26 protein-coding genes are annotated in these 25216 nt (G+C 59.1%); 16 read left to right on the top strand and 10 right to left on the bottom strand.

Features of this window, described 5'->3' with window-relative positions:
* Window positions 1-54: 54 nt before the first annotated feature.
* The 3 genes from kdpC to CER19_RS00835 all read left to right on the top strand — a co-directional run bounded on the left by kdpC (window position 55) and on the right by CER19_RS00835 (window position 4205).
* A complete protein-coding gene (gene kdpC / locus CER19_RS00845; protein WP_116665041.1) occupies window positions 55-600 on the top strand; it encodes a potassium-transporting ATPase subunit KdpC in 546 nt (181 codons plus the stop codon).
* A gap of 131 nt (window positions 601-731) precedes the next feature.
* Window positions 732-3374 (top strand): sensor histidine kinase KdpD, encoded by a 2643-nt coding sequence (locus CER19_RS00840; protein ID WP_116665040.1) that lies wholly within the window; start codon window positions 732-734, stop codon window positions 3372-3374.
* 141 nt (window positions 3375-3515) lie between these two features.
* On the top strand, window positions 3516-4205 hold the full coding sequence (locus CER19_RS00835; RefSeq protein ID WP_116665039.1) for a response regulator: 690 nt from the start codon (window positions 3516-3518) through the stop codon (window positions 4203-4205).
* A 114-nt stretch (window positions 4206-4319) separates the two neighbouring features.
* On the opposite strand, the gene CER19_RS00830 is transcribed toward CER19_RS00835, so the two are convergent.
* The gene (locus CER19_RS00830; RefSeq protein WP_003189836.1) at window positions 4320-5357 is read right to left on the bottom strand and encodes a patatin-like phospholipase family protein; all 1038 of its coding nucleotides are present in this window, start codon (window positions 5355-5357) and stop codon (window positions 4320-4322) included.
* Window positions 5358-5573: 216 nt separating this feature from the next.
* Here CER19_RS00830 and CER19_RS00825 point away from each other — a divergent pair, with 216 nt between their 5' ends.
* The 3 genes from CER19_RS00825 (at window position 5574) to CER19_RS00815 (ending at window position 7543) form a co-directional block, all read left to right on the top strand.
* Window positions 5574-5852: a hypothetical protein gene (locus CER19_RS00825; RefSeq protein WP_003189839.1), complete on the top strand. Its 279-nt coding sequence runs from the start codon at window positions 5574-5576 to the stop codon at window positions 5850-5852.
* Window positions 5853-5894: 42 nt separating this feature from the next.
* Window positions 5895-6656 carry a CHAD domain-containing protein gene (locus tag CER19_RS00820; protein ID WP_116665038.1) on the top strand — a complete coding sequence of 254 codons (762 nt, stop codon included), beginning with the start codon at window positions 5895-5897 and terminating at the stop codon, window positions 6654-6656.
* An 89-nt stretch (window positions 6657-6745) separates the two neighbouring features.
* Window positions 6746-7543 carry an acyl-CoA thioesterase II gene (locus CER19_RS00815; protein ID WP_116665037.1) on the top strand — a complete coding sequence of 266 codons (798 nt, stop codon included), beginning with the start codon at window positions 6746-6748 and terminating at the stop codon, window positions 7541-7543.
* A 9-nt stretch (window positions 7544-7552) separates the two neighbouring features.
* On the opposite strand, the gene CER19_RS00810 is transcribed toward CER19_RS00815, so the two are convergent.
* The 7 genes from CER19_RS00810 to CER19_RS00780 all read right to left on the bottom strand — a co-directional run bounded on the left by CER19_RS00810 (window position 7553) and on the right by CER19_RS00780 (window position 15059).
* The gene (locus CER19_RS00810; protein WP_003189844.1) at window positions 7553-7915 is read right to left on the bottom strand and encodes an Mpo1-like protein; all 363 of its coding nucleotides are present in this window, start codon (window positions 7913-7915) and stop codon (window positions 7553-7555) included.
* Between the two features lie 117 nt (window positions 7916-8032).
* Window positions 8033-8422 (bottom strand): hypothetical protein, encoded by a 390-nt coding sequence (locus CER19_RS00805; protein WP_116665036.1) that lies wholly within the window; start codon window positions 8420-8422, stop codon window positions 8033-8035.
* Complete coding sequence (locus tag CER19_RS29325) at window positions 8422-8706, bottom strand: polymorphic toxin type 47 domain-containing protein (protein ID WP_116665035.1); 285 nt, start codon at window positions 8704-8706, stop codon at window positions 8422-8424. Before CER19_RS29325 ends, CER19_RS00805 begins: the two co-directional genes overlap by 1 nt.
* 227 nt (window positions 8707-8933) lie before the next feature.
* Window positions 8934-9344, bottom strand: coding sequence for a hypothetical protein (locus CER19_RS00795; RefSeq protein ID WP_096144406.1), 411 nt, complete (start codon window positions 9342-9344; stop codon window positions 8934-8936).
* Window positions 9341-13960, bottom strand: a complete 4620-nt coding sequence (locus CER19_RS00790) for an RHS repeat-associated core domain-containing protein (RefSeq protein WP_116665034.1) — start codon at window positions 13958-13960, stop codon at window positions 9341-9343. Before CER19_RS00790 ends, CER19_RS00795 begins: the two co-directional genes overlap by 4 nt.
* Before the next feature lie 135 nt (window positions 13961-14095).
* Entirely contained in the window at window positions 14096-14476 is a 381-nt protein-coding gene (locus tag CER19_RS00785) for a MerR family transcriptional regulator (RefSeq protein ID WP_116665033.1), read from the bottom strand.
* Window positions 14415-15059: an NAD(P)H-dependent oxidoreductase gene (locus CER19_RS00780; protein ID WP_116665032.1), complete on the bottom strand. Its 645-nt coding sequence runs from the start codon at window positions 15057-15059 to the stop codon at window positions 14415-14417. The genes CER19_RS00785 and CER19_RS00780 overlap by 62 nt, the downstream gene beginning before the upstream one ends.
* Window positions 15060-15232: 173 nt before the next feature.
* Between CER19_RS00780 and CER19_RS00775 the strand changes: the two genes are divergently transcribed.
* The 9 genes from CER19_RS00775 to CER19_RS00735 all read left to right on the top strand — a co-directional run bounded on the left by CER19_RS00775 (window position 15233) and on the right by CER19_RS00735 (window position 22617).
* On the top strand, window positions 15233-16264 hold the full coding sequence (locus CER19_RS00775) for a YhcG family protein (RefSeq protein WP_116665031.1): 1032 nt from the start codon (window positions 15233-15235) through the stop codon (window positions 16262-16264).
* 228 nt (window positions 16265-16492) lie between these two features.
* Complete coding sequence (locus CER19_RS00770; RefSeq protein WP_116665030.1) at window positions 16493-17074, top strand: YjfI family protein; 582 nt, start codon at window positions 16493-16495, stop codon at window positions 17072-17074.
* Window positions 17075-17091: 17 nt separating this feature from the next.
* Window positions 17092-17790 (top strand): PspA/IM30 family protein, encoded by a 699-nt coding sequence (locus tag CER19_RS00765; RefSeq protein WP_014720114.1) that lies wholly within the window; start codon window positions 17092-17094, stop codon window positions 17788-17790.
* Between the two features lie 156 nt (window positions 17791-17946).
* On the top strand, window positions 17947-18507 hold the full coding sequence (locus tag CER19_RS00760) for a rhomboid family intramembrane serine protease (RefSeq protein ID WP_116665029.1): 561 nt from the start codon (window positions 17947-17949) through the stop codon (window positions 18505-18507).
* Between the two features lie 72 nt (window positions 18508-18579).
* Window positions 18580-19614, top strand: coding sequence for an ion channel (locus tag CER19_RS00755; RefSeq protein WP_116665028.1), 1035 nt, complete (start codon window positions 18580-18582; stop codon window positions 19612-19614).
* A complete protein-coding gene (locus tag CER19_RS00750) occupies window positions 19601-20275 on the top strand; it encodes a DUF2491 family protein (protein WP_116665027.1) in 675 nt (224 codons plus the stop codon). Before CER19_RS00755 ends, CER19_RS00750 begins: the two co-directional genes overlap by 14 nt.
* A gap of 15 nt (window positions 20276-20290) precedes the next feature.
* The gene (locus tag CER19_RS00745; protein ID WP_116665026.1) at window positions 20291-20719 is read left to right on the top strand and encodes a DUF350 domain-containing protein; all 429 of its coding nucleotides are present in this window, start codon (window positions 20291-20293) and stop codon (window positions 20717-20719) included.
* 18 nt (window positions 20720-20737) lie between these two features.
* The gene (locus tag CER19_RS00740; protein ID WP_034126869.1) at window positions 20738-21448 is read left to right on the top strand and encodes a DUF1190 domain-containing protein; all 711 of its coding nucleotides are present in this window, start codon (window positions 20738-20740) and stop codon (window positions 21446-21448) included.
* An 11-nt stretch (window positions 21449-21459) separates the two neighbouring features.
* Window positions 21460-22617, top strand: a complete 1158-nt coding sequence (locus tag CER19_RS00735) for a glutathionylspermidine synthase family protein (protein WP_116665025.1) — start codon at window positions 21460-21462, stop codon at window positions 22615-22617.
* 97 nt (window positions 22618-22714) lie between these two features.
* Here the strand turns inward: CER19_RS00735 and ycaC are convergent, their stop codons facing one another.
* Window positions 22715-23347 (bottom strand): isochorismate family cysteine hydrolase YcaC, encoded by a 633-nt coding sequence (ycaC, locus tag CER19_RS00730; protein WP_034100941.1) that lies wholly within the window; start codon window positions 23345-23347, stop codon window positions 22715-22717.
* Between the two features lie 505 nt (window positions 23348-23852).
* Here ycaC and CER19_RS00725 point away from each other — a divergent pair.
* A complete protein-coding gene (locus tag CER19_RS00725) occupies window positions 23853-24089 on the top strand; it encodes a hypothetical protein (RefSeq protein WP_116665024.1) in 237 nt (78 codons plus the stop codon).
* 297 nt (window positions 24090-24386) lie between these two features.
* Here the strand turns inward: CER19_RS00725 and CER19_RS00715 are convergent, their stop codons facing one another.
* Entirely contained in the window at window positions 24387-25157 is a 771-nt protein-coding gene (locus CER19_RS00715) for a S24 family peptidase (RefSeq protein ID WP_116665023.1), read from the bottom strand.
* Window positions 25158-25216: the final 59 nt, after the last annotated feature.

Raw genomic sequence — 25216 nt, 5'->3', positions numbered from 1 at the left:
ATGCCGCCCCGGACGCTCCGCGTCCCACCGCACCACTGAATTGAGGAGTCTGAAATGTCCAACATCATCCGCCCAGCCCTGAGCCTGCTGGTACTCATGACCCTGATCACCGGCGTGGCCTACCCGCTGGTAGTCACTGGCGTGGCGCAAGTCGCCTTTCCCGATCAGGCCAATGGGAGCCTGGTGCGCGACGCCAGCGGCAAGGTGCGTGGCTCCAGCCTGATCGCCCAGGACTTTACCGGTGACCGCTGGTTTCACCCACGCCCATCAGCCGGTGCTTTTGCCACCGTGTCCAGCAGTGCCAGTAACCTGGGCCCCAGCAATCCGGCCTTGGCCACTCGCATCGTCGAGGAGGCCAGCAAGCAGTTGGTGCCGGGCCAGGGCCCGGTGCCATTGGCCTCGCTGACAACCTCCGGCAGCGGCCTTGATCCACACTTGCCACCGCAGGCGATTGCCTATCAACTGGCGCGAGTGGCGGCGGCGCGAAATGTGCCGGTATCGACCTTGCAGCGGTTGCTGGATGAGCATATCGAAAGCCCTCTTGTAGGCCCGCCCGTAGTAAACGTCCTGGCCCTGAACATGGCCCTGGAACAACTCTGACCCACTGTAGGAGCGAGCTTGCTCGCGAAGGTCGTCAACGATGACGCGGGCGTCCAGCCTAAACGCGGCGCTCTTGAGTTTTTCGCGAGCAAGCTCGCTCCTACATCATTGAATTATCGAAGGACCACAGCATGAGCGACGCCGGCCGCGCCGATGCCCTGTTAGCCGATCTGCCCCGGGACGGCCGTGGCCGGCTTAAAGTCTTCCTCGGCGCCGCGCCCGGTGTGGGCAAGACCTACGCCATGCTCCAGGCGGCCCATACCCAACTGCGCCAGGGCGTGCGCCTGATCGCCGGGGTGGTTGAAACCCACGGCCGCGCCGAGACCGAAGCCTTGCTCAGCGGCCTGCCGCAACAACCGCTGTTGCGTAGCGAATACCGTGGCGTGATGCTCGAAGAAATGGACCTCGACGGCCTGCTCGCCGCCAAGCCAAAGCTGGTGCTGGTGGATGAACTGGCCCACAGCAACGCTCCAGGCAGCCGTCATGAAAAACGCTGGCAAGACATCCAGGAACTGCTCGCCGCCGGCATCAACGTGTTCACTACGGTCAACGTCCAGCATCTGGAAAGCCTCAACGACCAGGTGCGTGGCATCACCGGTGTGCAAGTGCGCGAAACCCTGCCGGACTGGGTGCTGCAAGAGGCCGACGAACTGCTGCTGATCGACCTGCCGTCTCGCGAGCTGCTCGAGCGTCTGCGTGACGGCAAGGTGTATGTGCCCGAACAGGCGCGTGCGGCCATCGATGCGTTTTTCACCCAGACCAACCTCATGGCCCTGCGCGAACTGGCCATGCAAACCGCCGCCGCCCACGTCGACGATGACCTGGCCCAGGGTTACCGCCAACTCGGCCAGGCCGCGCCGGCGGTGCGTGGGCGCCTGTTGGTCGGTGTGGATGGCGATGCGCAAGCCGAACGCCTGGTGCGCCATGCCAGCCGCGTGGCCCAGCGTCGGCATTTGCCCTGGAGCCTGGTGCACATCGACAACGGCCGTGCGCGGGATGAGCAATCGCGCCTGCGCCTGCAAAACGCCCAGCAACTGGCAGAGCGGCTGGGCGGGGAAGTGGTGTTGCTGCGCGCCGGGGAAGTGGCCAAGACCCTGATCCAGCATGCCGCCGAACGCCGTGCCAGCCTGGTGCTGGTGGGGCAGTCACGGATGCGCTGGCGGCGGCGCCTGTTCGGTGGCGGCTTGGCCGCACGCCTGTTGCGCAATGCCCGCGGCTTGGAAATCAACGTCCTCGACAGCGATGACATGCCGGCACCGCCACGTCTGCCGGATGTGCGCGGTTTGGTGTGGTTCGATTACGCCTTGGCGGTGGTGGCGACCCTCGCCGCTGCCGCAGTGGCCTGGGCCGTGTCCAGTGCGTTGGCGCTGCCGAACATCTCTTTGGTATTTCTCGCCGCCGTGCTGCTGGTGGCGGTGCGTAGCAGCCTGGGGCCGTCCCTGGTGTGTGCCGCACTGTCGTTTTTGACTTACGATTTTCTGTTTATCCCGCCGAATTTTTCCTTCGCTATCCAGCGTGAAGAAGACGTGCTGACCCTGTTGTTCTTTCTGTTGATGGCGGCGTTGACCGGCAACCTCGCCGCACGCCAGCGCCGCCAGTTGCAGGCGTTGCGCGACACCCAGGAAGAAACCAGCGAACTGCTCGACCTGTCGCGCAAGCTCACCGCTGCCACCGACCGTCAAGCCGTCATCAGCGCCGCCGCCCACCATCTGCAAGGTTGGAACGACCTTGACCTGTGCCTGGTCAATCGCGACGGTCAGGGCGGCTGGAAGGTCGAGACCGGTGGCCCGTTGACCCTCACCGAAGCCGAACGCGCCGCCGCCGATTGGGCCTGGCAGCATGACCAGCCGGCCGGCATGGGCACCGGCACCTTGCCGTTTGGGCGTTGGTGGTGGTGGCCGCTGTCAGGTGAAGAGGGGCCCTTGGGGTTGCTCGGTGTCAGTGCCAAGCCTGGCCTTGAATTGAGCGGGCAACGTCGTCGCTTGCTCACCGCGTTGAGCCAACCGCTGGCCCAGGCGCTGGCGCGGGCACAACTGGGGCAGGAGCTGGAATCGGCGCGCCTGCACGGTGAAACCGAACAACTGCGCAGCGCTTTGCTCGCGTCGGTGTCTCACGATTTGCGCACGCCATTGACGTCCATGCGCGGCAGCATCGACAGCCTGCTGGCCCTCGGTGAAGCCATCCCCCTGGAGGATCGCCGCGAATTGCTCGAAGGCACCCGTGATGAAGCCGAGCGCCTCGACCGCTATATCCAGAACCTGCTGGACATGACACGCCTGGGCCACGGTGCGCTGAAACTGGCACGCGATTGGGTGTCGCCCGGCGATATTGTCGGCAGTGCCCTTGGGCGATTGCGCGCCGTGCTGGCGCCGTTGCAGGTGAGCACCGATGTGCCGCCGGACCTGCCTTTGTTGTATGTGCATGCGGCGTTGATTGAGCAGGCCCTGGTCAACGTGTTGGAAAACGCCGCACGGTTTTCGCCGCCCCAGGGCCGCTTGCAGTTGCGCGCGGGCGTGCAGGATGAGCAGTTGTTTTTTGCCGTGGCGGATGAAGGGCCGGGGATTCCCGAGGAGGAGCGTGCGAAGATTTTCGACATGTTCTACACCGCTGCCCGCGGTGATCGAGGCGGACAGGGTACCGGTCTCGGCTTGGCGATCTGCCAGGGTATGGTCGGCGCGCACGGTGGGCATATCAGCGTGGCCGATGGCATTGACGGGCGGGGCACCTGCATCACTTTGTTTTTACCACTGCCCACACAACCTGCCCTGGAATAAGCCCAGGTAGGAGCGAGCTTGCTCGCGAAGGTCGTTAACGATAATGATGGCGTCCTGAATGCACGCGGTGCCTAGAGGTTTTTCGCGAGCAAGCTCGCTCCTACAGGGGGGTGATTTTTTAATGGGTTTTAATGAGACACCATGAGCCAGACCGCGACGATTCTTGTCATTGATGACGAACCGCAGATCCGCAAATTCCTGCGCATCAGCCTGGCTTCCCAAGGCTATAAGGTAATCGAAGCCGGCACCGGCAACGAAGGCCTGGCGCAGGCGGCCTTGAGCAAACCGGATCTGCTGGTGCTCGACCTGGGCCTGCCCGACATGGACGGCCAGCAGGTGCTGCGCGAGTTTCGCGAGTGGTCGAGCGTGCCGGTGCTGGTGCTGTCGGTGCGGGCCAGCGAAGGTCAGAAGGTCGAGGCCCTCGATGGTGGTGCCAATGACTACGTGACCAAGCCGTTCGGCATCCAGGAGTTTCTCGCCCGTGTGCGTGCGCTCTTGCGCCAGGCACCGGCCGGAGAGGCCCAGGAAGCCGCCTTGAGTTTCGGTCCGTTGACGGTAGACCTGGCCTATCGCCGCGTGCTGCTCGACGGGGCTGAAGTGGCGCTCACCCGCAAGGAATACGCAGTGCTGGCGCAGTTGGCACGCCACCCAGGCCGGGTGATTACCCAACAGCAGTTGCTCAAGGACATCTGGGGGCCAACCCATACCGAGGACAGTCACTACCTGCGAATCGTGGTGGGGCACCTGCGCCAGAAGCTGGCGGATGACCCGACCCGGCCACGGTTTATCGTGACTGAGGCGGGGGTGGGGTATCGGTTGCTAGGTGCCTGAACCTTTGGTGCCTGCGCTGGCGCCATCGCAGGCAAGCCAGCTCCCACAGTTGGCATTCATTCCCTGTGGGAGCCGGGCTTGCCCGCGATGAGGCCATCCGCAACACCTACACGCTCAACTCTGCTCACTCTCATACCGATCCAACGTATCACTGGCAATCTCCCGCCCCAAAGCAATCAACTCCGGCGCTTTATAGAACTCGAAAAACCGGCACACCCGCTTCGGCACGTTGATCAGCACATCGGGCGGATACCCGGCGATCTTGTATTGTGCCAATGAGGTTTGCATCACCTCGAAACTCTGGTTGATCAGGTCCAGCAGCGATGCAGGCCCGACGTTGTCGATGATGAACGAGCCGGTCGCCGACTTCGGTGCGCCAGCTTTCTCCGGCGCCGCGGCAGGTTGTTGGGCTTCGGGTTCGGCAGACTCCAGCCACGGGTTGATTTCGGCGGCCTGGGCCTGCAAGGCTTCTTGTTCCAGTTTCATCAACTGCTCCGCCTGCTTGCGGCGAAACGGCAGGTGCGAACCCAGTGACTTGGCCAGGCTGTTGAAGCGGCTCTTGAACGCGGGCGGGCGCTGGATCACCGGCAATTGATAGTGCTTCTGGTTAGTGGCGTTGAGGTTGACCGCAATGATCAAGTCACAATGGCTCGACACCACCGGCACGATGGGCAGCGGGTTGAGCAGCCCACCGTCCACCAGCATGCGGTTGCCCTGCATCACCGGGGTGAACAGGCTGGGGATGGCCGCCGAGGCGCGCATGGCCTGGTGCAGGCAGCCTTCCTGGAACCAGATCTCCTGTTGGTTGGTGAGGTCGGTGGCGACGGCGGTGTAGGGGATGCGCAACTCTTCGATATTGATATCGCCGACGATCTTGCGGATTTGCCCGAACACCTTCTCGCCGCGAATCGCTCCCAGGCGAAAGCTCACGTCCACCAGGCGCAATACGTCGAGGTAGTCCAGGCTTTCGATCCAGTTGCGGTACTCGTCGAGCTTGCCGGCAGCGTAGATCCCACCCACCACGGCTCCCATGGAACAGCCGGCGATACAGGCGATGTCATAGCCGCGTCGTTCGATTTCCTCGATCACCCCGATATGGGCATAGCCCCTGGCACCACCGGAGCCCAGCACTAAGGCAACACGTTTCTTCATGGCCAGATCCTTCGCAAAACAGGGGCCCACAATGCACCCAACGAGGGGCCTGCTTCAATCCTTGCTGACAGCGCGCAATATTTTTCCAGGCTGGCGATCAGGCTCGGGTATGCTCTGGCAATAGGTACTACTGATTTCAGGCTAAGGACAAGGCACTTTTCCCTGTAGGCAACGTCTACAGGCTACGACTGAATTTGTATATTTGAGGTGTCATCAATGAAAGCCTGGATCTGTGTGCCTGTGATCGTGTTGGCCTTGGCTGGTTGTGCCGGGAAAACCGCGTATCGCGACAGCTGTGGCTCGCAATTGGACGCCGCCTGGAAAGAACTGGACCTGGCGAAGGCCGAGGGTTTTGCCGGCACTGTCAGCTATTCCAAGGCGTTGTCGCTGTTGACTGGCGCCAAGACTCAGCAGCAGTTTGAAGCGTTCGAGGGGTGCTCCAACAAGGCCGAAAAGGCGCGGTTCTACATTCGTGAGTCTCGCGCCGGGCGATGACCCAGCGGCGGCCAGGATTTTTCATCGAAAAGTGAGGGCAGGATGTCAGCGTTGGTCAATCAGTTAGTCGCTCAGGTCATTGGCCTGGAAGTAGGGTTACTGAGCTGCCAGGCTCGCCTCGCCGCCGTCACTGACGATGAAGCCTTGCATGATTTGCGCACCACGGTACGCCGCCTGCGCAGCCTGTTGCGCCCTTTGCGCGGGCTGCCCGGTGTCGAACAGCTTGAATTGGCTGCCAGCACGGTTGGCCAACTGACTACGCCGCTACGCGACCGAGAGGTGCTGGCGGCGTATTTGCATCAGCACGGTTATCACGACGCGTCTGATCGGCGCCTGCGTCTGCAGCCCGAGGCTTATCGCCAGGTGGCGCAAAGCCCGGAGCTGGCGCACTTGCTGCTGATCCTGGATGCTTTCCCACGGTTTATCCGCGCGTCCCAGCATCAGAAACTGCTCAAGGGCTTGCGCCCGCGTATCCAGAAACGCCTGGCCAAGCAATGGAAGGCACTCGATGGCGCCTTGAAGGACCCCGATCATGACCGCCACCGGTTACGGTTGCTGATCAAGCGTGTGCGCTATGCCGCCGAGGCGTATCCCGAGCTGGACAAATTACCCACCAACGCCCTGTCGCACTTGAAGAAAGCCCAGAGCGCGCTGGGTGACTGGCATGACTGTTGGCAGTGGCTGGCCCAGGCCGGGCACGAGCCTGACTTGCAACCCTGCGTAGCAGTGTGGCAGCGCACCATGCTCAAGGCGCAAGGCAAGGCTGACCGCGTACTGGACACACTCAGCGCCGAGTGTTTTTAAACCGGTCCGGTTTTTGGCCGGAATGGGCGCTGTGCCTGTGCAATTCGATGGTTAAGATTCCTCCACGATTTTCTTGATGTGAGGTCGCCATGCGCTTTAGTGATTTGCTCGACGCTGCCCGTAGCAACCCGCTGGATGTCACCATCCCTGCCGAATGGGCTCAGGGCCGGGCCACCTTTGGCGGCCTGGTCGCTGCCTTGCAGTACGAGGCGCTGCGCGCCCAGGTGCCGGTGGACCGACCGCTGCGCTCGCTGGCCATCACCTTTGTCGGCCCGGTAGCGCCGGATGTACCTGCCAGCTATCAAGTCGAAGTGCTGCGCGAAGGCAAGGCGGTCAGCCAGTTGCTGGGGCGCGTGGTGCAGAACGGTGAAGTGGCGACCCTGGTCCAGGCCAGTTTTGGCGCCTCTCGCCCCTCTGAAATTGACGTGGCAAGTGAGCCGCCACCGGTATTCAAACATTGGGATGAGTGCCAGGAGCTGCCGTACATCAAGGGCGTTACCCCTGAGTTCATGCGCCACCTGGCGATGCGTTGGGCCGTGGGTGGCCTGCCGTTTACCGGCAATAAATCCCGCGACATGGGCGGCTGGGTACGGTTGCGGGGGGATGTGAAAGAAGAGCCACTGACCGAGGCGCATATCCTCGCCCTGGTCGACGCCTGGCCACCGGCGTTGCTGCCACACCTGAAAAAGCCCGCGCCGGGCAGCACCCTGACTTGGACCATCGAGTTCATCCAGCCGCTGCAAGACCTGACCACCCTCGACTGGTGCCAGTACCACGTCAACATCGAACACGCCCGCGATGGCTATGGCCACGCGGCCGCTGCCTTGTGGAGCCCGACCGGCGAGTTGATCGCCCTCAGCCGCCAGACCGTGGTGGTGTTCGCCTGAACCCGCCGCTCAGTGGTGGTGCCGCTGCCGCCAGGCACGCCACCAGCCACCGCTTAACACAAAGCGCGGGAAGGTCACGAACTGCTCGACCACAAGGCGTTGCACCGCATCTTTACGGTCGCTGAACGGCTCACTGGCCTGAGCCTCCAGGCTGTGGCCGTGACGCTGCAACGCCAGGCCCGCGACAATGCCAATCACACCGACGGCGAAGCTGGCCAGGCTGAGGCTGAACACGCCCGACACGATCAGCAGGAAACCAACGATAAACAGCGGCACGGCAATCAGGTGCAGCGCCAGGTTGGTTGGGTGCTGATGGTTCTGTGGGTACTGCCGCCATTGCCAGGCGGGGAGATTGGGGTGACGTTTGCCCATGGTGGTGAATCCTCTGTCCGTTGAAACAACTTGAACAGAGTTTAGGTTGAGGTGGGCGAGGTGGCGAATTGGGGCTGGCTATGGGGGTCATAGGCTGAAATTTAGGCGGAGTGACCCTCATGCCCAAATGACACAGTCATGATCATCCATGTGTACCAAGAACGTCAGCTCGTTATCGGTTATCCAAAACGGATATCCGGTGGTTTCGCCTAACACAGAGGCTAATACTCGAGCGTTTTCCATTCTCCAGGCGCTGTACGCTGAGTCAAATACCAATAGAACCAGGCCATTCCCGCTAATGCGATGCGGCACCTCCTTCCAAAAGTCAGGGTTGTGTTCGCTGCTTTTCTCGTTCAGTTCGATAGGATCAAGCACCTTGCTTTGCGCTTTGAAGAACTTTCTCGTCAGAGAGCTTATCAACAAGTTGAGTTCGCTCGAATCAAGCTTTCCAGCGTCGAGGTTCAGCGCATTACAGGCTTCGTCTATTTCGTCTTCCAGATAACTCATCAGGGGACACCTATTCTGGACCGGCTGACAGGAACCAGTTGGAGCAGTATATGGCCTCTTTTGGCTCCTCCGTCGCCTCTCTTTCCAGGTGTTTGATAGCCAATATGAGGTGATTTCGGGCCTTCTTTACTTGGCACAAGCATAGGATCGTCAATATTCACTTCCGCTCCTCTATTGGGACCGGTTTGTACTCGCCATTCTGTTGGAAATGATTTGCCATATTGGTCTTTGCCCCATTTCGGGCCCCTGTGGGAGCGGGCTTGCCCGCGAAGGCGGTGTGTCAGTCACTGCATCTGTTACTGCGTTGCCGCTTTCGCAGGCAAGCCAGCTCCCACATTTGATCTTCGTTGCTTTGAGCATTGCGTTCGCTTGACTGATCGGCATTAGGGCTTGCCCCTGATGTCGGTGTGTCAGTTTGCACATGCATTGGCTGGTTCACAGCTATCGGGGTCAAGTCCCATCCCATTCGATATTCAGAGTGTCTAGGGTAAGGAGATTTACTTGAACGGCATCAAGACTGTATGAAGTACAAATTAGATGTGGACCCTTCGATTTTCTTGGCTTTGCCCTTTTTTAGGTACGCATTGAACTCACGTTCCAAGGCTTGTTTATCTGTATATTTTTTATACTTGCTGGGTGTTTCGCATGCGTACATATACAGCCTCCACGAGTCGAAACCGTCGACCCTATCGTCCGGGCCGTAATCAAAGTCGACACATATTTCAGATAAGTAAACACTGCAACCAATACCGTGCAGCTCGTAGGTGACATTTGCAGCGACCGTCCCGCGCTGCGGGATTTTTTTGGATCGCCACAGACCAATGATATTTTTGGTTCCAAACACTTGCTCAAGTAAGTCGGTAGCCTTTTTTACCTGTTCCAAGTATTCGGTGATCAAATGTTCTAGCGTCTGAGCTCTCATCGTCTAGGCCTTTCCAGTCTATCCAGTCCTACTGCATTTGAAGCGTCTATTACGTCCTGGGTGCTGTTGAACGAGCTGTTATGGTCACCTATATTCTGGATTAGTTTTATGGTGACTGGCGTCTTTGTTTGTCTTGCAGCGGCAGCTCGGTGGTGCCCATCAACAATATAGCGTTGCTCGTTATACTCAAAAACGTCTATTGGCGTATTTTTATCGTATCCGTCGTTTCGCATACTGCGAGCAATTTCTTCCACACGCTTGGTTGATCGCTTCCCTTCAATGCTGTGTGTTCTATTTAAGAAGGATGCGTCTACTCCGTGAACAAGAGGAGCTGAAGGCTGTCCCTCATCCACGCTCGACTTGTAGGATGGATCGTCAGCACTCGTTTGCTTTTTACACCCATCATCGCCTGGGCATGAATTCAAGCCTAGCGGGTCTACCCATCCCGTCGGATTGGGCACATACCGGTACCCGTTGATCCCGCCCGCCAACTTCACCGGATCTGGCGTCAGGTAGCGACCAATATCCGGATTGTAGTAGCGATGGCGGTTGTAGTGCAGCCCGCTTTCCGCATCGAAATACTGCCCCTGAAAACGCAGTGGATTGTCGATTTTGCCTACGTCGAGGCGCGCGATCTGGCCGTAGGCGCGGTAGTGGGCGGACCAGACGATTTCGCCTTCGGTGTCGGTCAGTTCTTGCGGAGTGCCGAGGTGGTCGAGTTGGTAGTGGTAGGGCTTGGTTTCTTTTGGGCCGAAACCTTCCAACAGTGCCAGTGGGCGGAAGCTGTCCGGTTCATAAATGTAACTGCGGTGACGTTCCGCGTGATGCTCGGCAACCAGCTTGTCGCCTTGCCAGAAAAATTCGGTGGTCTTGCCGTCCACGGTCTTGCTGATACGCCGCCCAAACGGGTCATAGCGATAACTGGCGGTTTCGCCGTTCGGCTTTGTGATGCTGATTAACCGATGCTGGCAGTCGTAGCGATACTCAGTGACGAGTTGCTGGCCCTTGCCGCGCTGTTCGCGGATGAGGTTGCCGAAGGCGTCGTAGTCGTAATGTCGGTCGCCCTGGATCATCAGACGATTGGCCGCGACGATGTCCGGGCCGGGGCGGTCTTGCATCAGCAGGTTGCCGGCGGGGTTGTGGCCGAAGCGTTCCTGTACGTCCTGGGAGTGATCGGCGCGGATCAGGCGGTTTAGCGGGTCGTAGCGGTAAAGGTGTTCGCCTTTGCGGGTGTCGAGCAGGCGGGTGAGGTTGCCGGATTTGTCGTAGTCGTATTGGCGTTGGTAGAGGTGATTTTGTTGCTGCGTTACCGCGTGGGCATGCAGGCGGCGTTGGTCGTCGTAGTGGTAGTGGCTGAGCAGTTGGCCTTGCTGGCGCTGGTGTTCGCGGCCGCTCTTGAATAGATGCGAGGTAAGCACTTCACCGTTGAGTTCGACGGTGGCGAGGTGGCCGCCTTTGTCGTGGTTGAAGGTGAGGCGGTTGTTGTCCGGCAGGCACAGGTTTTTCAGCTGGCCGCAGGCGTCGTAGCCGTAGCGCAGGGTGCCCCAGCCTTGGTGTTCGGCGGTGAGGCGGTTTTGGCGGTCGTATTCGTAGGCCAACGCCCAGTGGCCGTCTTCGACGCTGAGGAGGTTGCCTTGGCGGTCGTAGGCATAGTCGACAACGCTGGCATCGGGCAGGGTTTTTCGGACGAGGCGCCCGGCGTGGTCGCGCTCGTAGCGGGTGATTAGCTGACTGTTATCGTCGCCGTATTCGGTCTTCTCCAGCAGGTTGCAGTTGAGGTCGTAGGCGTAGGCGGTGCGCTGGCCGTCGAAGCCGGTTTCCTGGCGGATCAGGCCGTTGGGGTGGTAGTCGAGTTGGTAGGTTTCGCCGACTTCGTTTTCGATCTCGGTGAGCAGCAGACGCGTGTTGTCGTAGCGGTACTTGACTTGGGTACCGTCGGCGTTGAAGCGGCGGCTGATCAGGTGCAGGCCATCGGCGTATTCGTAGCGAGTGACGTGACCGAGTTCATCGCGCTCGGCGATGATTTTGCCGTAGGGGTTGTAGCTGAATTCTCGCGTGGCGCCGCCTGGCAAGACGAGGCGAATCAACCTACCGACGCTGTCCCATTCATAGACTGTCTGCGCGCCGTGTGCATCCTCACGGGCAACCTGCCGCCCTAGATCGTCATAGCGATAACGCTTGATCCCGCCATTGGGCAATTGCTCCTCAAGCAACTGTCCACGCTCATTCCATACCAACCGATGGCAGCTGTGATCCGGGTACCAAACCTCGGTCAGTTGCCCGTGTTTGTTGTAGCTGTAATCGGTAACCTCGCCGTCAGGATCGGTCCTACGCGTAACATCGCCTTGCTCATTACGCTCGTATTTCCAGACCGCTTCTCCACGCCTCACAACCCGAACAAAACCGTTGTCATGTTCGTAGGAGGTCGGCTCATCATCCCCGGGAAACAGCGCCACCAAGCGTCCGGCGTCGTCGTACTGATAGGCCGTTACCGCGCCCAGCGGATCCTGTTCGACGGTCAGTCGGCCCTTGGCATCGTAGGATTTGAAATGCTGCGCGCCGTCCGGATCGATGCGCTGCACCAATCGCGCTCGGTCGTCGTGGACATACACTTCCTGGCTGCCATCGGCGTTATGCACGGTGACGTGGCCGTCATCGCCCCAGGCATAACGCGTGTCCATCTGGGAAAAACTTGCCCAATGCCGGACGCAACGCGCCGCTTTGCCAGCGTGTTCCCATTCCCAAAAGAAACTCGCCCCACCGGCCAGTTGGCGTTCAAGAATGACGTGCTGATCGTCGTAGCGATAACGCTCGCTTTCCCCGACAGCATTGGTCGCGCAAACCAGTCGTCCGTCTTCGTCATAGGCGTAGGAAACAACGTTCTGCTCGGTCTCCCACACGTAGGGCTCACGCCCTTTGGCGCGATGCACCTGGTAGTCCACCGCGACGATTCGATCCAGCTCATAACGCAGCAGCAGCGAGCGACCAGCACCGTTATCCAACCGCTCAATTCGCCCGGAGCGATCACGGTAAATGCGCAGGCGGTTGTCATACGTATCGCTGATCGCAGTCAGCACACCGTCGCGAAAGTGATAGAACCGCGACGCCTGGGCCAGCACCAGTTCATCAGGAGCCGAGCCCAAGTAGATCGCCGCTTCCGCCAGGCTGTTGGTAATCGCGGGTCGAGCAGAAGTCGGCAAGGGCAGGGTGGTCGAGCGGTTCTCATGGTCGGTCCACACCACCGAATCACCCGACACACAAACCCTGTGCGCCAGCGCATGACTCCAGCCAAACCCCAACCCGCAATCCACATCCACCGCACTGGTGCGATACAGCCGCGCCCACTCAAACGGCAAGATCCCGTCCAGCGCACCATCGGTAAGGGTCAGCAATTCTTCCCCGGTGACCATCGACACCGGGCAGCCGTTAGTGACCGTCTTGTCCGCTGGCGCCGCCGCATCTCCCTTCGGATTCGACGCCATGACCGGCACATCATCCACACGCTCTTTCTGCGTCAGCACCGCGTTCTGCCGCGCCCGCCAGCGCATCTGCATCGTGCCTTGTTTCACCCAGCCGACCACGCCGCGAACCGCCACCGCTTTATAACGGTCGACCGCCTGCATGAACTTGGTGAGAATCGCCAGCACCCCCTTCACGAAGCCCACGGCAGCCTTAAGAATTTGTGCGCCATGCTTGACCAGGCGAACGCTCAAATACGCCACGCCCGCTGCCGGCAAAGCGATGTTCAACACCGCGCCAATCACCAGGTCAATCAGCAACGACACCATAAAACCTGCGGCCGCTTGCGCGACTTCACTGGGCGGTAACGCGTCCAGCCAGATCATGGCGGCGCGCAGTAACAGGTACAGCGCCGCTTCATCACTGGCGAGCAACATCGCCTGTTCCATGACCTTGGGCGCATCGGTGGCGATCTGCGCCAACTTGGCCGCTTCGTTACCCAGTTGCTCAACGTACTTCAGCGGGTCTTCAAGAATCGCCTGCACCAGCTTGATGCTGTCCCACACATCTGTGATCGCCGCCCAGCTGCCCGCCAGCACGCCGCTGCCAATCGCGCTGGCAGTAGAGCGTTCCCAGTGGGGTTTGAAGTCTTTCCACTGTGACCGAAGCCACTGTTCCAAGTCCGCCGTCAGCCCTGCATAGGAGGCAAACAAGGCCTCCACGTGCTGCGCCGAAACACCGCCCTGAACCCGCACCTCATAGCGCCCGCCAGCGGCGCAGTAGTGCGAGCCCTTGCCGTGCTCATCGAGCATCACCACCGTGGAGCTGCCGTCATCCAGGCCGATCACCTCAACCGGGATATCGCCAATTGGTACGTCATGCGCTGATTCGAATTTGCTCTCGATCTCCAGCACGCCACCCACCGGGCAGCGGGCTACGGTGGGAAAATCCGCGTCGCTAAGGCTTACCGAACGCTGGGAATCCCCAACCCGCAACACCCGGTCCATGCCCAGCAACGACGGCATATCCGCCGCATGACTGACCGAATCCAGCGCACGCGAATACCAGGCGCCCATCTGCTGGCGGTACTCCACCAGGCTCTGATGGAAGCCATCCAGCTCATGTTCGATAGAGGCGATGTGGGAGGCGTGGGTCATCCATGACGTCTCGGCAGAAGGCAAGGCGTCGGAGTCTGCCGCAGCGAAAAGCGGCTGGATGAACGGTTTGGAAAATCAGATTGCCCTTACGAGGGGCCCGTAAAAATCAGCGCCAACTCATGCGTAAGGGCTACTTCAAATGGCGACACTACTGATTGACGAGCAGTGCCCTTGGGCGTCTTTCAGTTGGGTTTCAAACTCAATCAAGCCCGCCTGCATCCGTTGCAACACGGCGATTTGCGCGGCCAGCGTATGCTTCTTGTCGGCGATGGCTTGTTCAGCCCGGTCCCAAGGAAGCGCATCACCCTCGTACCCCAGCAAAATCTCCTGCAACTCCTTGAGCTTGAACCCCAGCTGTTGCGCGCACTTTATAAACATCAGCCGCTCGACACTCTGCGCGGTATAAACGCGATAACCGCCCTGACGCGCAGGTGCGGGCATCAGCCCGATCGCCTCATAGTGACGAATCGCCTTGATGGTCGTGCCGGACAACTGCGCGGCTTTGCCGATGTACATGAAAACTCCCTTTCTCAAATAGTGCGCCGGCTTGTTTCAGCCATCGGGCCCGCTGCGTCAGCGTAGAGCCCAGCACCGGCCCCAACAGCAGCGTCTTGCTCGTCGCGATGCCGCACAGCGCCAGCGTGGTGCGCCGCATTTGGTGGATGGCCGGCATGCGATAAACCCAGCGGTAATACCACGGCGGCGTGTCGAGGGTCACTAACAAGTGCGCGGTTCGGCCCTTTAGCAGCTTGTCTGGGAATGCCTTGCCTGCACGATATTTGAAGGCAAAGCCGGGTAGGAAAACGCGGTCGATAAAGCCCTTCATCAATGCTGGGACACCTCCCCACCAAACAGGGAAAACCCACGCCAGGTGCTCGGCCCAAAGGATCTCGGACTGGGCACTGAGCAAGTCGGGCTCCAGCGTCTGTGCCTGGGTATAGCCGTGATTAAGGATGGGGTCGAACCTGAGATCACCCAGGCGCAGGACGCGGACTTCGTGACCGGCCGTTTTAGCGGCATGGATATAAGTGTGCGCGAGAGCGGAACAAAAACTATCGGCGGACGGGTGGCCGAGAATGACCAGAATGCGCTGACTCATGGTGATAAGTTCTGAGAAAAGGGCATTCAGGGTAGGGGCTGCCGTATAGGGGAGAGTCAAGTGCCAGCAGGACCTTTCTGTGAGGTACGCAGGACCCCTCCTGAACTGTTCACGAACGCTTGTGACGGTACTGTGGGCTGGCTAGCCTGCCGAAAACACCAGAGTAAAAAGGCATGAGTGAAACTTCTATCGGGTTGATCGCGCCTCCTGAGGGCTACGGCGATTGGCTGACAGACCTCAAGGGCCGCATCCATCAGGCGCAACAGCGCGCATCAATCGCCGTTAATCGTGAACTGGTGCTGCTCTACTGGCAGCTCGGTCACGATATTTTGATGCGTCAGCACGCTCAAGGTTGGGGTAGCAAAGTGATCGACCGCCTTGCGCAAGATCTGCGGGCGGCCTTTCCTGACATCAAGGGCTTTTCGCCGCGAAATCTGAAGTACATGCGTGCTTTTGCCGAGGCGTGGCCGGATTCGGAATTTGTGCAACAGGCTGCTGCACAATTGCCTTGGGGCCACAACGTGGTGCTGCTCGATAAGCTTCCCGGCCCCGAAACTCGTCGTTGGTACATCATCCATGCCGTTAAACATAACTGGTCGCGCAACACCTTGGTGATGCACATTGAAAACCGCCTGTTGGAACGCAGTGGCAAGGCAGTGAGCAACTTCGAAAGCCATCTGCCCAAAGCGCAATCCGACCTGGCGCGCGAATCCCTCAAAGACCCGTACCGCTTTGATTTCCTCAGCCTGGGCCAGAATGCACAAGAGCGCGAAATCGAAAATGCCCTGATCAAGCATGTCACTGACTTTTTGTTGGAGTTGGGCGCAGGTTTTGCTTTCGTTGGCCGGCAAGTGCTGCTGAATGTAGGTGGCGATGAGTTCTTCATCGACCTGTTGTTCTATCACCTGAAGCTACGTTGCTATGTGGTGATCGAGCTCAAGGCAGGTAAGTTCAAACCCGAGCACCTGGGCAAATTGAGCTTCTATCTCGCGGCGGTGGATGCCGAGATAAAGCACCCACAGGATGGCCCGACTATCGGCCTCTTGTTATGCAAGGGCAAAAATGAAGTGGTGGCTGAATATGCACTGCGTGATAACAACCGACCTATTGGTGTGGCGGAATATCAACTGATGGAGTCTTTGCCAACTGAACTGCAATCGAGCTTGCCTAGCATCGAGCAAATCGAGCGAGAGTTGGCGGGGTAGGCTGGGTCTTTTCGGTGGCTGAAAAATGTAAGGAAAAATCTCACGCGTGAGCTATTGAGTGCATTGAAGATTGCCTGTAGATTTTCTCACGCGTGAGTTTTTCACAGCGAGGTCAGTACCATGAACAGCAGCTCTCCATCGAGCCCATCAACTGGGCCTGATACCGATTCAGCAAGCCTCAAGGGAGAGCGCTTGAAGCCGTCCGCAAAAAAGCCGTCGAGCTTTTACATGAAGCAGATGCGTGCGGGGCTGGCGGCGGCCGGTTATGTGAAACACGAGACTTGGGTGCTTCCCGAAAACCGAAGCCTGCTCAAGCAAATGGAGAAACAGCTACGCCAACCGATCCTGGCTGGCTCATTCATGTCGGAGAATTTCATGAGCGCAGGTACTAACTGGAATATCGATCGCCTCTACAGTGCTCTTCAGGCGCTGGATGACGTGACGTCCAATGACATTACGCTTTCTCTCGTCCAAGGCTCTGAGTCCAGCATCAAGCTGGAGATGAACGACTTTGGTGGCTTGCCGATTTACATCGCGGTGGTGGGCGAGCAAATCATCGTGGATACCGTCCTGGTCGACGCCGAGTCCATCAACGATGTCGCGAAATTCAACGACGCCGTGCTGCGCAGCCGGGAGATGTTCCCGTTGTCGTCCATCGGTATCGAATCCATGCCGAACGGGCAGGTGGTTTACAACATGTTCGGTGCGCTCAGCTCCGACTCCAGCCTGACCAACATTGTGACCGAGGTGAAAACCCTGGTTGATAACGTGCAGCGCGCCAGCGAAGCCTTCGAACGTTTCTTCATTTAATTATTCGGGAAAATCCAATGACTCAGTCCATCTGGAGCAAATTGTTCACCGCGTTGCGTGGCGGTGCCAGCGAAGTCGGCGAATCGATCGTCGACCAACAGGCCCTGCGCATCCTTGATCAGGAAATTCGCGATGCAGACAGCGCCTTGGCCAACGCCAAGCGTGAGCTGGTGAGCATCATGGCCAAGCACAAACTGGCGGCTGATCGTGTTGGCGAGTACGACGCCAAGATCAAAGACCTGGAATCCAAGGCGATGGCCGCAATCCAGGCCAACCGTGAAGACCTCGCCCTGGAAGTGGCCGAAGCCATTTCCACCCTGACCAACGAGCGGGACGTGGAGCAAAAGCAGACCACCGAGTTCGGTGGGTACGCTGAAAGCATGCGCAAAGACATCACCAAAGCCGAAAGCCGCATCAAAAGCCTGCGCCAGCAAGTGGACATGGCCAAGGCTCGCGACAGCGTGCAAAAGGCTCAGGTCAGTGCCTCCATTGCCAGCGGCGGTGCCAACGGCAAGCTGGAAACTGCCGTCGGTACGCTCAATCGCTTGCAGGCCAAACAGCAGCAACGCGCCGCTGAGCTGCAAGCCCAGGATGAACTGGCTGAAGCGTCGACGGGGACAGACCTGGAACGCAAGCTGCGCGATGCCGGTATCACGCCGAACGAAGGCAGTGCCAATGCGATTCTGGAACGCCTGAAGCAAAAGTCGGCTGAGTAATCAACGCAGGTCAGTTAAGCCTGCAACTCTGTGGCGAGGGAGCTTGCTCCCGCTGGGCTGCGCAGCAGTCCTGTTTTTGGGGCCGCTTCGCGCCCCAGCGGGAGCAAGCTCCCTCGCCACAGTGGCAGTGCCCTTCTTTTGTATGTTGAGGTCAGGATGAACGCCTTGAAGGGTTTCAAGACAATCGCAGGCCTGGCCCTCTTCATGGTCGCGCTGCAACTGCTCAACGTAGCGACCGGTTACAGCCTCATGGCGTTCGGGCTAGTCCCGAGAACGATGCATGGCCTGTTCGGCATCCTCTCATCGCCGTTTTTGCACGCCTCCTTCGCCCATCTGAGCGCCAACCTGATTGCCTTTGTGATCTTGGGCGCTCTGGTCATCATCGAAGGGTTCAACCGGTTTATTGCCGTCAGTACGATCGTCATTCTGCTGGGCGGCTTGTTGGTCTGGCTGTTTGGTTTTTCAGGCGTACACGTCGGCGCCAGCGGCTGGGTGTTCGGGCTATGGGCCTACCTGCTGTCTCGCGCCTGGTTCCACAGAAGCTGGGGCAACCTGCTAACAGCCGCTGTCGTGGCTTTGCTGTATGGCGGGCTGATCGTGGGCTTCCTTCCGCGGCAGGGCGTTTCCTTCGAAGGGCATCTGTTTGGTGCGCTCGCCGGATTTATTGCAGCCAAGGTACTTCTATCCACGCCGCGCAGCGGGTTTAATGCCGGGTGAACGCACTTGAGCATCCAGACGCCGAGGCGATGCTGTCGTCAGGATTCAAGTACCCAGGGAGCCAGGGGCTAAATGTCGATTTTCCTTTTGTTACGCATGTACGCCTCGTCGCTCTTTCATCGCTTCGGTTGGGCAGGCCTGATCGTTGCCTTGGGTGTCCACCTGAGCACCGCTTACCTGGGCCTGGTGTTGCTGGGCGAACAACACCTCACCGCCCTCGCCACGTTTATCTACTTCTATCTCACTACCACACTCACCGTGGGCTACGGCGACCTCGCACCGCAGACCTCGGCAGGGCGAATTTTCGTGGCGGCCTGGGTCATGCTCGGGGGCATTGCGCTGCTCACGGCAGCCATCGGCAAAACCACCAGCAGTGTTATCGATGCATGGAGAAAAGGCATGAAGGGCAAAGGTGATTTCACCGGTAAGGTCGGCCATACCGTGCTGATCGGCTGGGAGGGCGCGTCCAGCGAGCGGGTGATTGAGTTGTTGCTGCAAGACGAAACCTCGAACGACAACCTGATCGTGATCTGCGATTGCAGCCTGGAAGAAAACCCGATGCCGGGTAAAGCAGCGTTCATCCGCGGCGAAAGCCTGTCTTCCACCGCACTGTTGCTGCGTGCCGGTGTGCCCGGTGCCGAGCGTGTGCTGGTGCGAACCCCGTCTGATGACCTGACGCTGGCCACCGTGCTGGCGGTGAACCAACTGAGCCCCGTCGGGCATGTGGTCGCCCACTTCAACGAAAGTGAAATCGCCGCACTCGCCAGTTCCTACGCCCCGCGCCTGGAGTGCACGTCCAGCATGGCGATCGAAATGCTGGTTCGCGCCTCCCAGGATCCGGGCTCGTCCGTGGTCATCAATGAGTTGCTGTGCGTGGGGCAGGGCGCCACCCAGTACCTGATGAAATTGCCCGATGCCTTTGAGGCAACGTTCGGCGAGCTGTACACGCAGATGAAGGCGCGCCACAACGCCACCCTCATCGGCTATCGCGCCAAAGGCGTTCAGCAGCCGTCGATCAATCCGCCCAGTGCCACAGAGGTCAAAGGCGGCGAACTCTTCTACATCGCTTCCACTCGACTTAAGGAAATCTCCCATGGGATGGCTTAAACAGTTGATGGGGCTTGAGGCCCAAAAAGCCACTACCGACTCGAGCCGAACCGCCAGCCCAAGCCTGCCTGCTACCGGCCCTTTGGGCCTGGCGCCGGGCAAGGGCGTGATGTTTGACACGACCCTGAAATTGCTGCTCGATGAAAAAACCAACGTGGTGATCCCTGGCTCCCAGGAAATCTGGAGCAACGGCACCATTGATCTTGGCCAGTCCACCTGGCTGTCGCGCTATTACATGAACGATGAAGATTATTGGTTGCAGGTGCACACCACCGGCCAGATAGCGGGCCAGGTCGAGTCAGTGATTCTGTTCAACTACCTCAGTTACGTCACCATCAGCAGCGAAGCGGAACTGCGCAGGCTGGCGGGCCCACAGAGTCTGATCGGTCTGCCGACCTACACCCACGACGGCGTCGAGTTCTTCCGGGAGTGGGGCAGCGAGGACGGCCAGACCGAATTGGTGGCGATGAGCGAGCAGGTCACCAGCCCAGAGACCACCTACAGCGTCGAGCACCGTTCGATGCTATACGCCCGCGACACCGGCCTGACCGACCGTCGAGAGTTCCTGCTGTTCTCCGTCGAAGAGGATGCCGAAGGCACCATCAGCCTGAGCACATCGCTGGGCATTTCGCTGTACACCACCGACCTGACTACGCTCTAAAAAAGGAAGCCGTCCATGCTAGAAGCACTCTCCATCTCCCTCAACAAAGCTGCCGTGCTCGGCTTTGTCCTCTACATCCTGGGGGCTGCGGTACTGTTTGTGCTGTTCCAGTTCATTTACACCCGCATCACCCCGCACAAGGAGTTCGAACTAATCCGTGCAGGCAACACTTCCGCAGCGGTCGCCCTGGGCGGTGCCATCGTCGGTTTCGCCATTCCGGCCAGTAACGTGATTGCCTACTCGATCAACGTTCTTGACTTCGTCGTCTGGGCGGTGATCGCCGCCGTCGTCCAACTGCTGGCGTTCCTGCTGACCAGCCTGGTGCTCAAAGGCACGTCCGAGCGCATCAAGAAGGGCGAACTGGCAGCCGGTATCTACGTGGCCGCGGTGGCCATCAGCGTCGGCATGCTGAATGCCGCGTGCATGACGCCCACCTCGAACTGATTGCCCACGGAGCTCCCGATGAAACGAAGCAAGTACGTCCAGCTTTCGCTGGCAGCGTCGGTCGCCATGGCGATATCCGGCTGTGGCCCAACGGAAAAAACCTACGACCTGCAAAAGAAGTACAACTTTCAGTCGGTACAGCAATGCGCCGATGAAAAGCTTCCGGTGGACGTCTGCTCGGACGCCTACATGACAGCCATGGCCGAGCATCGCCGCATTGCGCCGGTGTACGACAGCCAGGCCGATTGCGACGCCGACTTTGTCGCTGACTGGTGCCAGCAAGACTCCACCGGCAAATTCATCCCGCGCTTGGGCGGTTTCGAACTGACCGCCGAAGGCCAGGTGACCCAATCCCAGGTCGACGCTGCCAATGCGCAAGCGGCCAACGCTCAGGCCAGCGGCGGCGGCTCAGGCTTCTCCACCAGCAGCCTGCTGACTGGCCTGCTGATCGGCAACATGCTGAGCAACAACCGCAACAGCTACCGCTCGGAACCGGTGTACCGCTATCGCGATGATCGCGGCAACTACGGCAATTCGACGCTCAACCAACGCGTGTCCAATGGGGCGACCTTTGGCCGCTCTAACCAGGCACGGTACGGCAGCAGCAATTACACCAACACGCTGCGCTCTTCACCTAAGTCGAGCTCGGTTTCATCGGCCACCTCCCGGGGCGGCTTTGGCAGCAAAGCCAGCGCACGCAGCGGCTGGGGCGGCGGGTCGAGCAGCTAAGGAAACCGGCCATGAAGAAGATTCAATGCGCAGAGCGTCATGACTGGAAACACACCGCCGAGAGTCTTGGCTTCCTGTTCCATACCATCGACGACGAACCCTACTGGGACGAAAGCGCGTACTACCAGTTCACGCTCAAGCAAATTGAGCGCGACCTCGAAGACCCGACCACCGAGCTCCATGACATGTGCATGGACCTCGTCGCCCGCGTGGTCCACAGCGAAGAACTGCTTGAGCGGCTGAGCATCCCCGCGCCTTTCTACGACATGATCCGAACCTCGTGGCTCGAAGGTCACCCGCATCTGTACGGGCGCATGGACTTCTCCTATAACGGCAGCGCGCCCGCCAAGTTGCTGGAACTCAACTACGACACCCCCACCAGCCTCTACGAGGCCGCGGCGTTTCAATGGGGCTGGCTGGAACAATGCATCGAACGCGGCCTGCTGCCCAAGCACGCCGACCAGTTCAACAGCATCGACACCAAACTGCACCAGGCCTTTGCCCAACTGCAGGTCAACCAGCCGTTCTACTTCGCTTCGATGAAAGACTCGATCGAAGACAAAGGCACCACCGACTACCTGCGTTTGGTCGCCGAAAAGGTCGGCATCGAATCGCGCCATATCGACATCGAAGACATCGGCCTGACCAGCGAGGGCCGCTTCGTCGACCTTGAAGATCGCTGGATCCCTCACCTGTTCAAACTGCACGCCTGGGAGTTCATCTTCCACGAGCCCTTTGGTGCCGCGATTGCCCAGAGCGACACGCAGTTCTTCGAGCCTGCGTGGAAATCCATCCTCTCCAACAAAGGCATCCTGCCGCTGCTGTGGGAATTCAACCAAGGCCACCCCAACCTGCTTGCGTCCCACCTGGACACCGACCCAGGCAAAGCCGTGCCAAAAGGTTGGGTGCGCAAACCGTTCTTCTCCCGGGAAGGCGCCAACATCGAACTGCAAACCGCCGACGGCCTGATCCTAAAAGAAGACGGGCCCTACACGGACGCACCGTTCATCCTTCAAGAGTTCGCACCGCTGCCAAAATTTGGTGACAGCTACACGCTGATCGGCTCTTGGGTAATTGGCGACCAGGCCGCCGGCATCGGTGTGCGCGAGGACAATAGCTTGATCACCAAGGACTCAAGCCGGTTTTTGCCGCACTTGATCCTGGATTAAGGACGTCTGACGGGGTCCCCTGATTCAGGCTGAACAGAACCATTCGCCCATAAAAAAGCCTGCGCTTAAAGGCAGGCTTTTGTGATGCTCGGCTGGTTTACTTCTGATGAGCAGTCAGCGCCGCATACCCATTCATCAAATTGCGATAGTTAGGAATGCGCTGGGACAACAGATTCCCCAGCCCTTCGATGTCGTTGCGCCAGTCGCGGTGCAACTCACACGCCACCGAGAACCAGTTCATCAACTGCGCACCGGCCTGCGTCATCCGGCTCCACGCCGCCTGCTGCACAGTGGTATTGAACGTGCCCGACGCATCCGTCACCACAAACACCTCAAAGCCTTCTGCCAGCGCCGACAAGGTCGGGAACGCCACACACACATCCGTCACCACGCCGGCAATGATGATCTGCTTACGCCCGGTGGCTTTGATCGCCTTGACGAAATCCTCGTTGTCCCAGGCGTTGATCTGACCAGGGCGAGCGATATACGGCGCGTCCGGGAACATCTCCTTCAGCTCCGGCACCAGCGGGCCGTTAGGGCCTTGCTCGAAACTGGTAGTGAGGATGGTCGGCAAGTTGAAGAACTTGGCCAGGTCAGCCAGGGCCAGCACATTGTTCTTGAACTCATTGGGGGAGAAGTCCTGCACCAGGGAGATCAGGCCGGTCTGGTGGTCGACCAGCAGAACAATGGCGTCGTCTTTGTTCAAGCGGTTGTAGGTTGCAGTGCTCATGGTTGGATCCTTTTTTGTTTAGGTTGGTTGGGCGTTGCGTTCAACATGGGCACAGATTAATGGGTGGGTAATGAGGGATAAATCGGGTGGGAGGAGTCTTACTGTCAACTTAAAGTGGACAATGGTTGGCGCCCGATTTCAGGCCTCCGGGTTGCTGTGCAGAACAGGAATGAATTGCCTGATTTTGAGTAGCCAGCAGGTCCGATCCCTTTCCTTTGCAGGACGTTTCCGAGAGAATCCCAACCGCTTGCGCCAGTGGAATTGGGTGACTAGGCTGCTGACCGTCACTGCTAATTCAGTGATCGGGTTTAGTCGCCCGGATTCGATTGGCGCATAAGCAACTCATGAGTCAGGCACCCCATCGCCTGCATCTTATGGTGGCTGTGCGCAGGGCACCTTCGGGTGCGCCGGGTTCCAATCGTCCGGTCGACTAACCTGCGTACAGCTGCCACCTTTCGTTTAGTCGCGTAAATGGCAGCTTCAAATTATCGATTGGAGTTTTGCTATGGATAACGTTGTTTCGGATTTGCCGTCGTCAGGCGCGACCAGCCCATTCACGGTCAATGAAGAACTGAGCTTCGAGGATGCCTGGGTGCAGGTGGCTGAGCTGCTGCATTGTGCGCTGGCTACGTCGCAAGTGATCGGCGAGTCAGTGGCTGCACCACAGAGGGCGGTAATGCACTTGGTGGAGATGGCGAAGATGGTGGCGGATAGGGCTGTGGAGTGTTTGCAGCCTAAATGACGCGTATTGAAGAGTGGGTAGGATACCTGCCCGCCTTTGTTGACGATTCAATTGTCCAGCAGCTGTTGGGCAATTGAACTGCATTCTTACAGGCATTAAAAAGCCGGCTTGTGGCCGGCTTCTCGGGGACTGCCTCAGCTTGTTTTTGACAAACCTCACCAGCCTTCAAATCGCTCAGCCCACATGGCGTCGGGCTGAATAGTAGGGGCATCCGCGGGAACTCCTCCGCTTCGCCGGCAGGGCGTCAGCTAAAAGCGACCCCTGCCAAATGTGCGGCGCATGATACCCACATTCACTTCAGTTGCCCACCTCCGGTTCCGATTTAGAGCCTTCCCAGCCCAGCAGGTGTTCATCCAGGGGCACCGGCGGGCGGCGGTTGTTGAGGGTGGACCACCAGAATACCCAGCCGACGATCTTGAAGCTTTGCTCGAAGCGTTCCTCGTGGTTGAGGTATTCGTCCGGGTGTTCGCTGGCGTTGTGGCTGCGCATGCGCAGACCGCCGCCAGGGCGGTTGTAGAGGTATTTGATGCGCAGCATGCCGTCGTGTTCGACGGCGTAGATTTCGCCGTCGATGATTTGGGTGCGGCCTCGGTCGATGGCGAGGGTAGCGCCTTGTTGGATGATGTCGATCATGCTGTTGTCGACCATGTAGGCGCCTATCGCGCGGTCGTGGTTTACGTTGAGCGTTTGGAGGCAGTGCAGGGAGACGCGGATGCGTTCGGTTGAGGTGAAGGTGGGGTGGAGAGGGATCTCCACGTCGGTTTTTTCCGGGCGGCAGGCGGGGCCTGTGAGGTATTTGCCTATGTCTTCGCGGGTGGTTGCAATCCTTGCGGTAGGGCCTTCCAACAGGTAGTTGGCGGGCGGGTGTTTGGGGCCTTTGCCGTCGCTTAACCAGCGACTTGAGACGCACAGCAATTCTGCGATCTCATTGAGTCGGCCCATGGGGACGCCGCGTTTGAACCAGTTGTTCACGTGCTGAGGCGTGACGCCGCGGTTCTTGGCGAAGTCAGAGGCGGAAAGATGAACTTCCCGTAGTAGCGCTTTTAAACGATCACCTGATGTATTCATAAACGCAGAGTTTACTGTCCGGAAAGTCTAATCAAATAAACCATGCGTTGATTTGCGGT

Origin of the sequence: Pseudomonas sp. GL93 (assembly GCF_003408955.1) — a bacterium.
GTDB classification, from domain to species: domain Bacteria; phylum Pseudomonadota; class Gammaproteobacteria; order Pseudomonadales; family Pseudomonadaceae; genus Aquipseudomonas; species Aquipseudomonas paracarnis.
The sequence above is the reverse complement of the archived record's forward strand: the minus strand, read 5'-3'. Positions and strand labels throughout refer to the sequence as shown.

Bases quoted from the DNA above. Each gene is read 5' to 3' on its own strand.
- kdpC (WP_116665041.1), top strand. From the start codon at position 55: ATGTCCAACATCATCCGCCCAGCCCTGAGCCTGCTGGTACTCATGACC.
- CER19_RS00840 (WP_116665040.1), top strand. From the start codon at position 732: ATGAGCGACGCCGGCCGCGCCGATGCCCTGTTAGCCGATCTGCCCCGG.
- CER19_RS00835 (WP_116665039.1), top strand. From the start codon at position 3,516: ATGAGCCAGACCGCGACGATTCTTGTCATTGATGACGAACCGCAGATC.
- CER19_RS00830 (WP_003189836.1), bottom strand. From the start codon at position 5,357: ATGAAGAAACGTGTTGCCTTAGTGCTGGGCTCCGGTGGTGCCAGGGGC.
- CER19_RS00825 (WP_003189839.1), top strand. From the start codon at position 5,574: ATGAAAGCCTGGATCTGTGTGCCTGTGATCGTGTTGGCCTTGGCTGGT.
- CER19_RS00820 (WP_116665038.1), top strand. From the start codon at position 5,895: ATGTCAGCGTTGGTCAATCAGTTAGTCGCTCAGGTCATTGGCCTGGAA.
- CER19_RS00815 (WP_116665037.1), top strand. From the start codon at position 6,746: ATGCGCTTTAGTGATTTGCTCGACGCTGCCCGTAGCAACCCGCTGGAT.
- CER19_RS00810 (WP_003189844.1), bottom strand. From the start codon at position 7,915: ATGGGCAAACGTCACCCCAATCTCCCCGCCTGGCAATGGCGGCAGTAC.
- CER19_RS00805 (WP_116665036.1), bottom strand. From the start codon at position 8,422: ATGAGTTATCTGGAAGACGAAATAGACGAAGCCTGTAATGCGCTGAAC.
- CER19_RS00795 (WP_096144406.1), bottom strand. From the start codon at position 9,344: ATGAGAGCTCAGACGCTAGAACATTTGATCACCGAATACTTGGAACAG.
- CER19_RS00790 (WP_116665034.1), bottom strand. From the start codon at position 13,960: ATGACCCACGCCTCCCACATCGCCTCTATCGAACATGAGCTGGATGGC.
- CER19_RS00785 (WP_116665033.1), bottom strand. From the start codon at position 14,476: ATGTACATCGGCAAAGCCGCGCAGTTGTCCGGCACGACCATCAAGGCG.
- CER19_RS00780 (WP_116665032.1), bottom strand. From the start codon at position 15,059: ATGAGTCAGCGCATTCTGGTCATTCTCGGCCACCCGTCCGCCGATAGT.
- CER19_RS00775 (WP_116665031.1), top strand. From the start codon at position 15,233: ATGAGTGAAACTTCTATCGGGTTGATCGCGCCTCCTGAGGGCTACGGC.
- CER19_RS00770 (WP_116665030.1), top strand. From the start codon at position 16,493: ATGAAGCAGATGCGTGCGGGGCTGGCGGCGGCCGGTTATGTGAAACAC.
- CER19_RS00765 (WP_014720114.1), top strand. From the start codon at position 17,092: ATGACTCAGTCCATCTGGAGCAAATTGTTCACCGCGTTGCGTGGCGGT.
- CER19_RS00760 (WP_116665029.1), top strand. From the start codon at position 17,947: ATGAACGCCTTGAAGGGTTTCAAGACAATCGCAGGCCTGGCCCTCTTC.
- CER19_RS00755 (WP_116665028.1), top strand. From the start codon at position 18,580: ATGTCGATTTTCCTTTTGTTACGCATGTACGCCTCGTCGCTCTTTCAT.
- CER19_RS00750 (WP_116665027.1), top strand. From the start codon at position 19,601: ATGGGATGGCTTAAACAGTTGATGGGGCTTGAGGCCCAAAAAGCCACT.
- CER19_RS00745 (WP_116665026.1), top strand. From the start codon at position 20,291: ATGCTAGAAGCACTCTCCATCTCCCTCAACAAAGCTGCCGTGCTCGGC.
- CER19_RS00740 (WP_034126869.1), top strand. From the start codon at position 20,738: ATGAAACGAAGCAAGTACGTCCAGCTTTCGCTGGCAGCGTCGGTCGCC.
- CER19_RS00735 (WP_116665025.1), top strand. From the start codon at position 21,460: ATGAAGAAGATTCAATGCGCAGAGCGTCATGACTGGAAACACACCGCC.
- ycaC (WP_034100941.1), bottom strand. From the start codon at position 23,347: ATGAGCACTGCAACCTACAACCGCTTGAACAAAGACGACGCCATTGTT.
- CER19_RS00725 (WP_116665024.1), top strand. From the start codon at position 23,853: ATGGATAACGTTGTTTCGGATTTGCCGTCGTCAGGCGCGACCAGCCCA.
- CER19_RS00715 (WP_116665023.1), bottom strand. From the start codon at position 25,157: ATGAATACATCAGGTGATCGTTTAAAAGCGCTACTACGGGAAGTTCAT.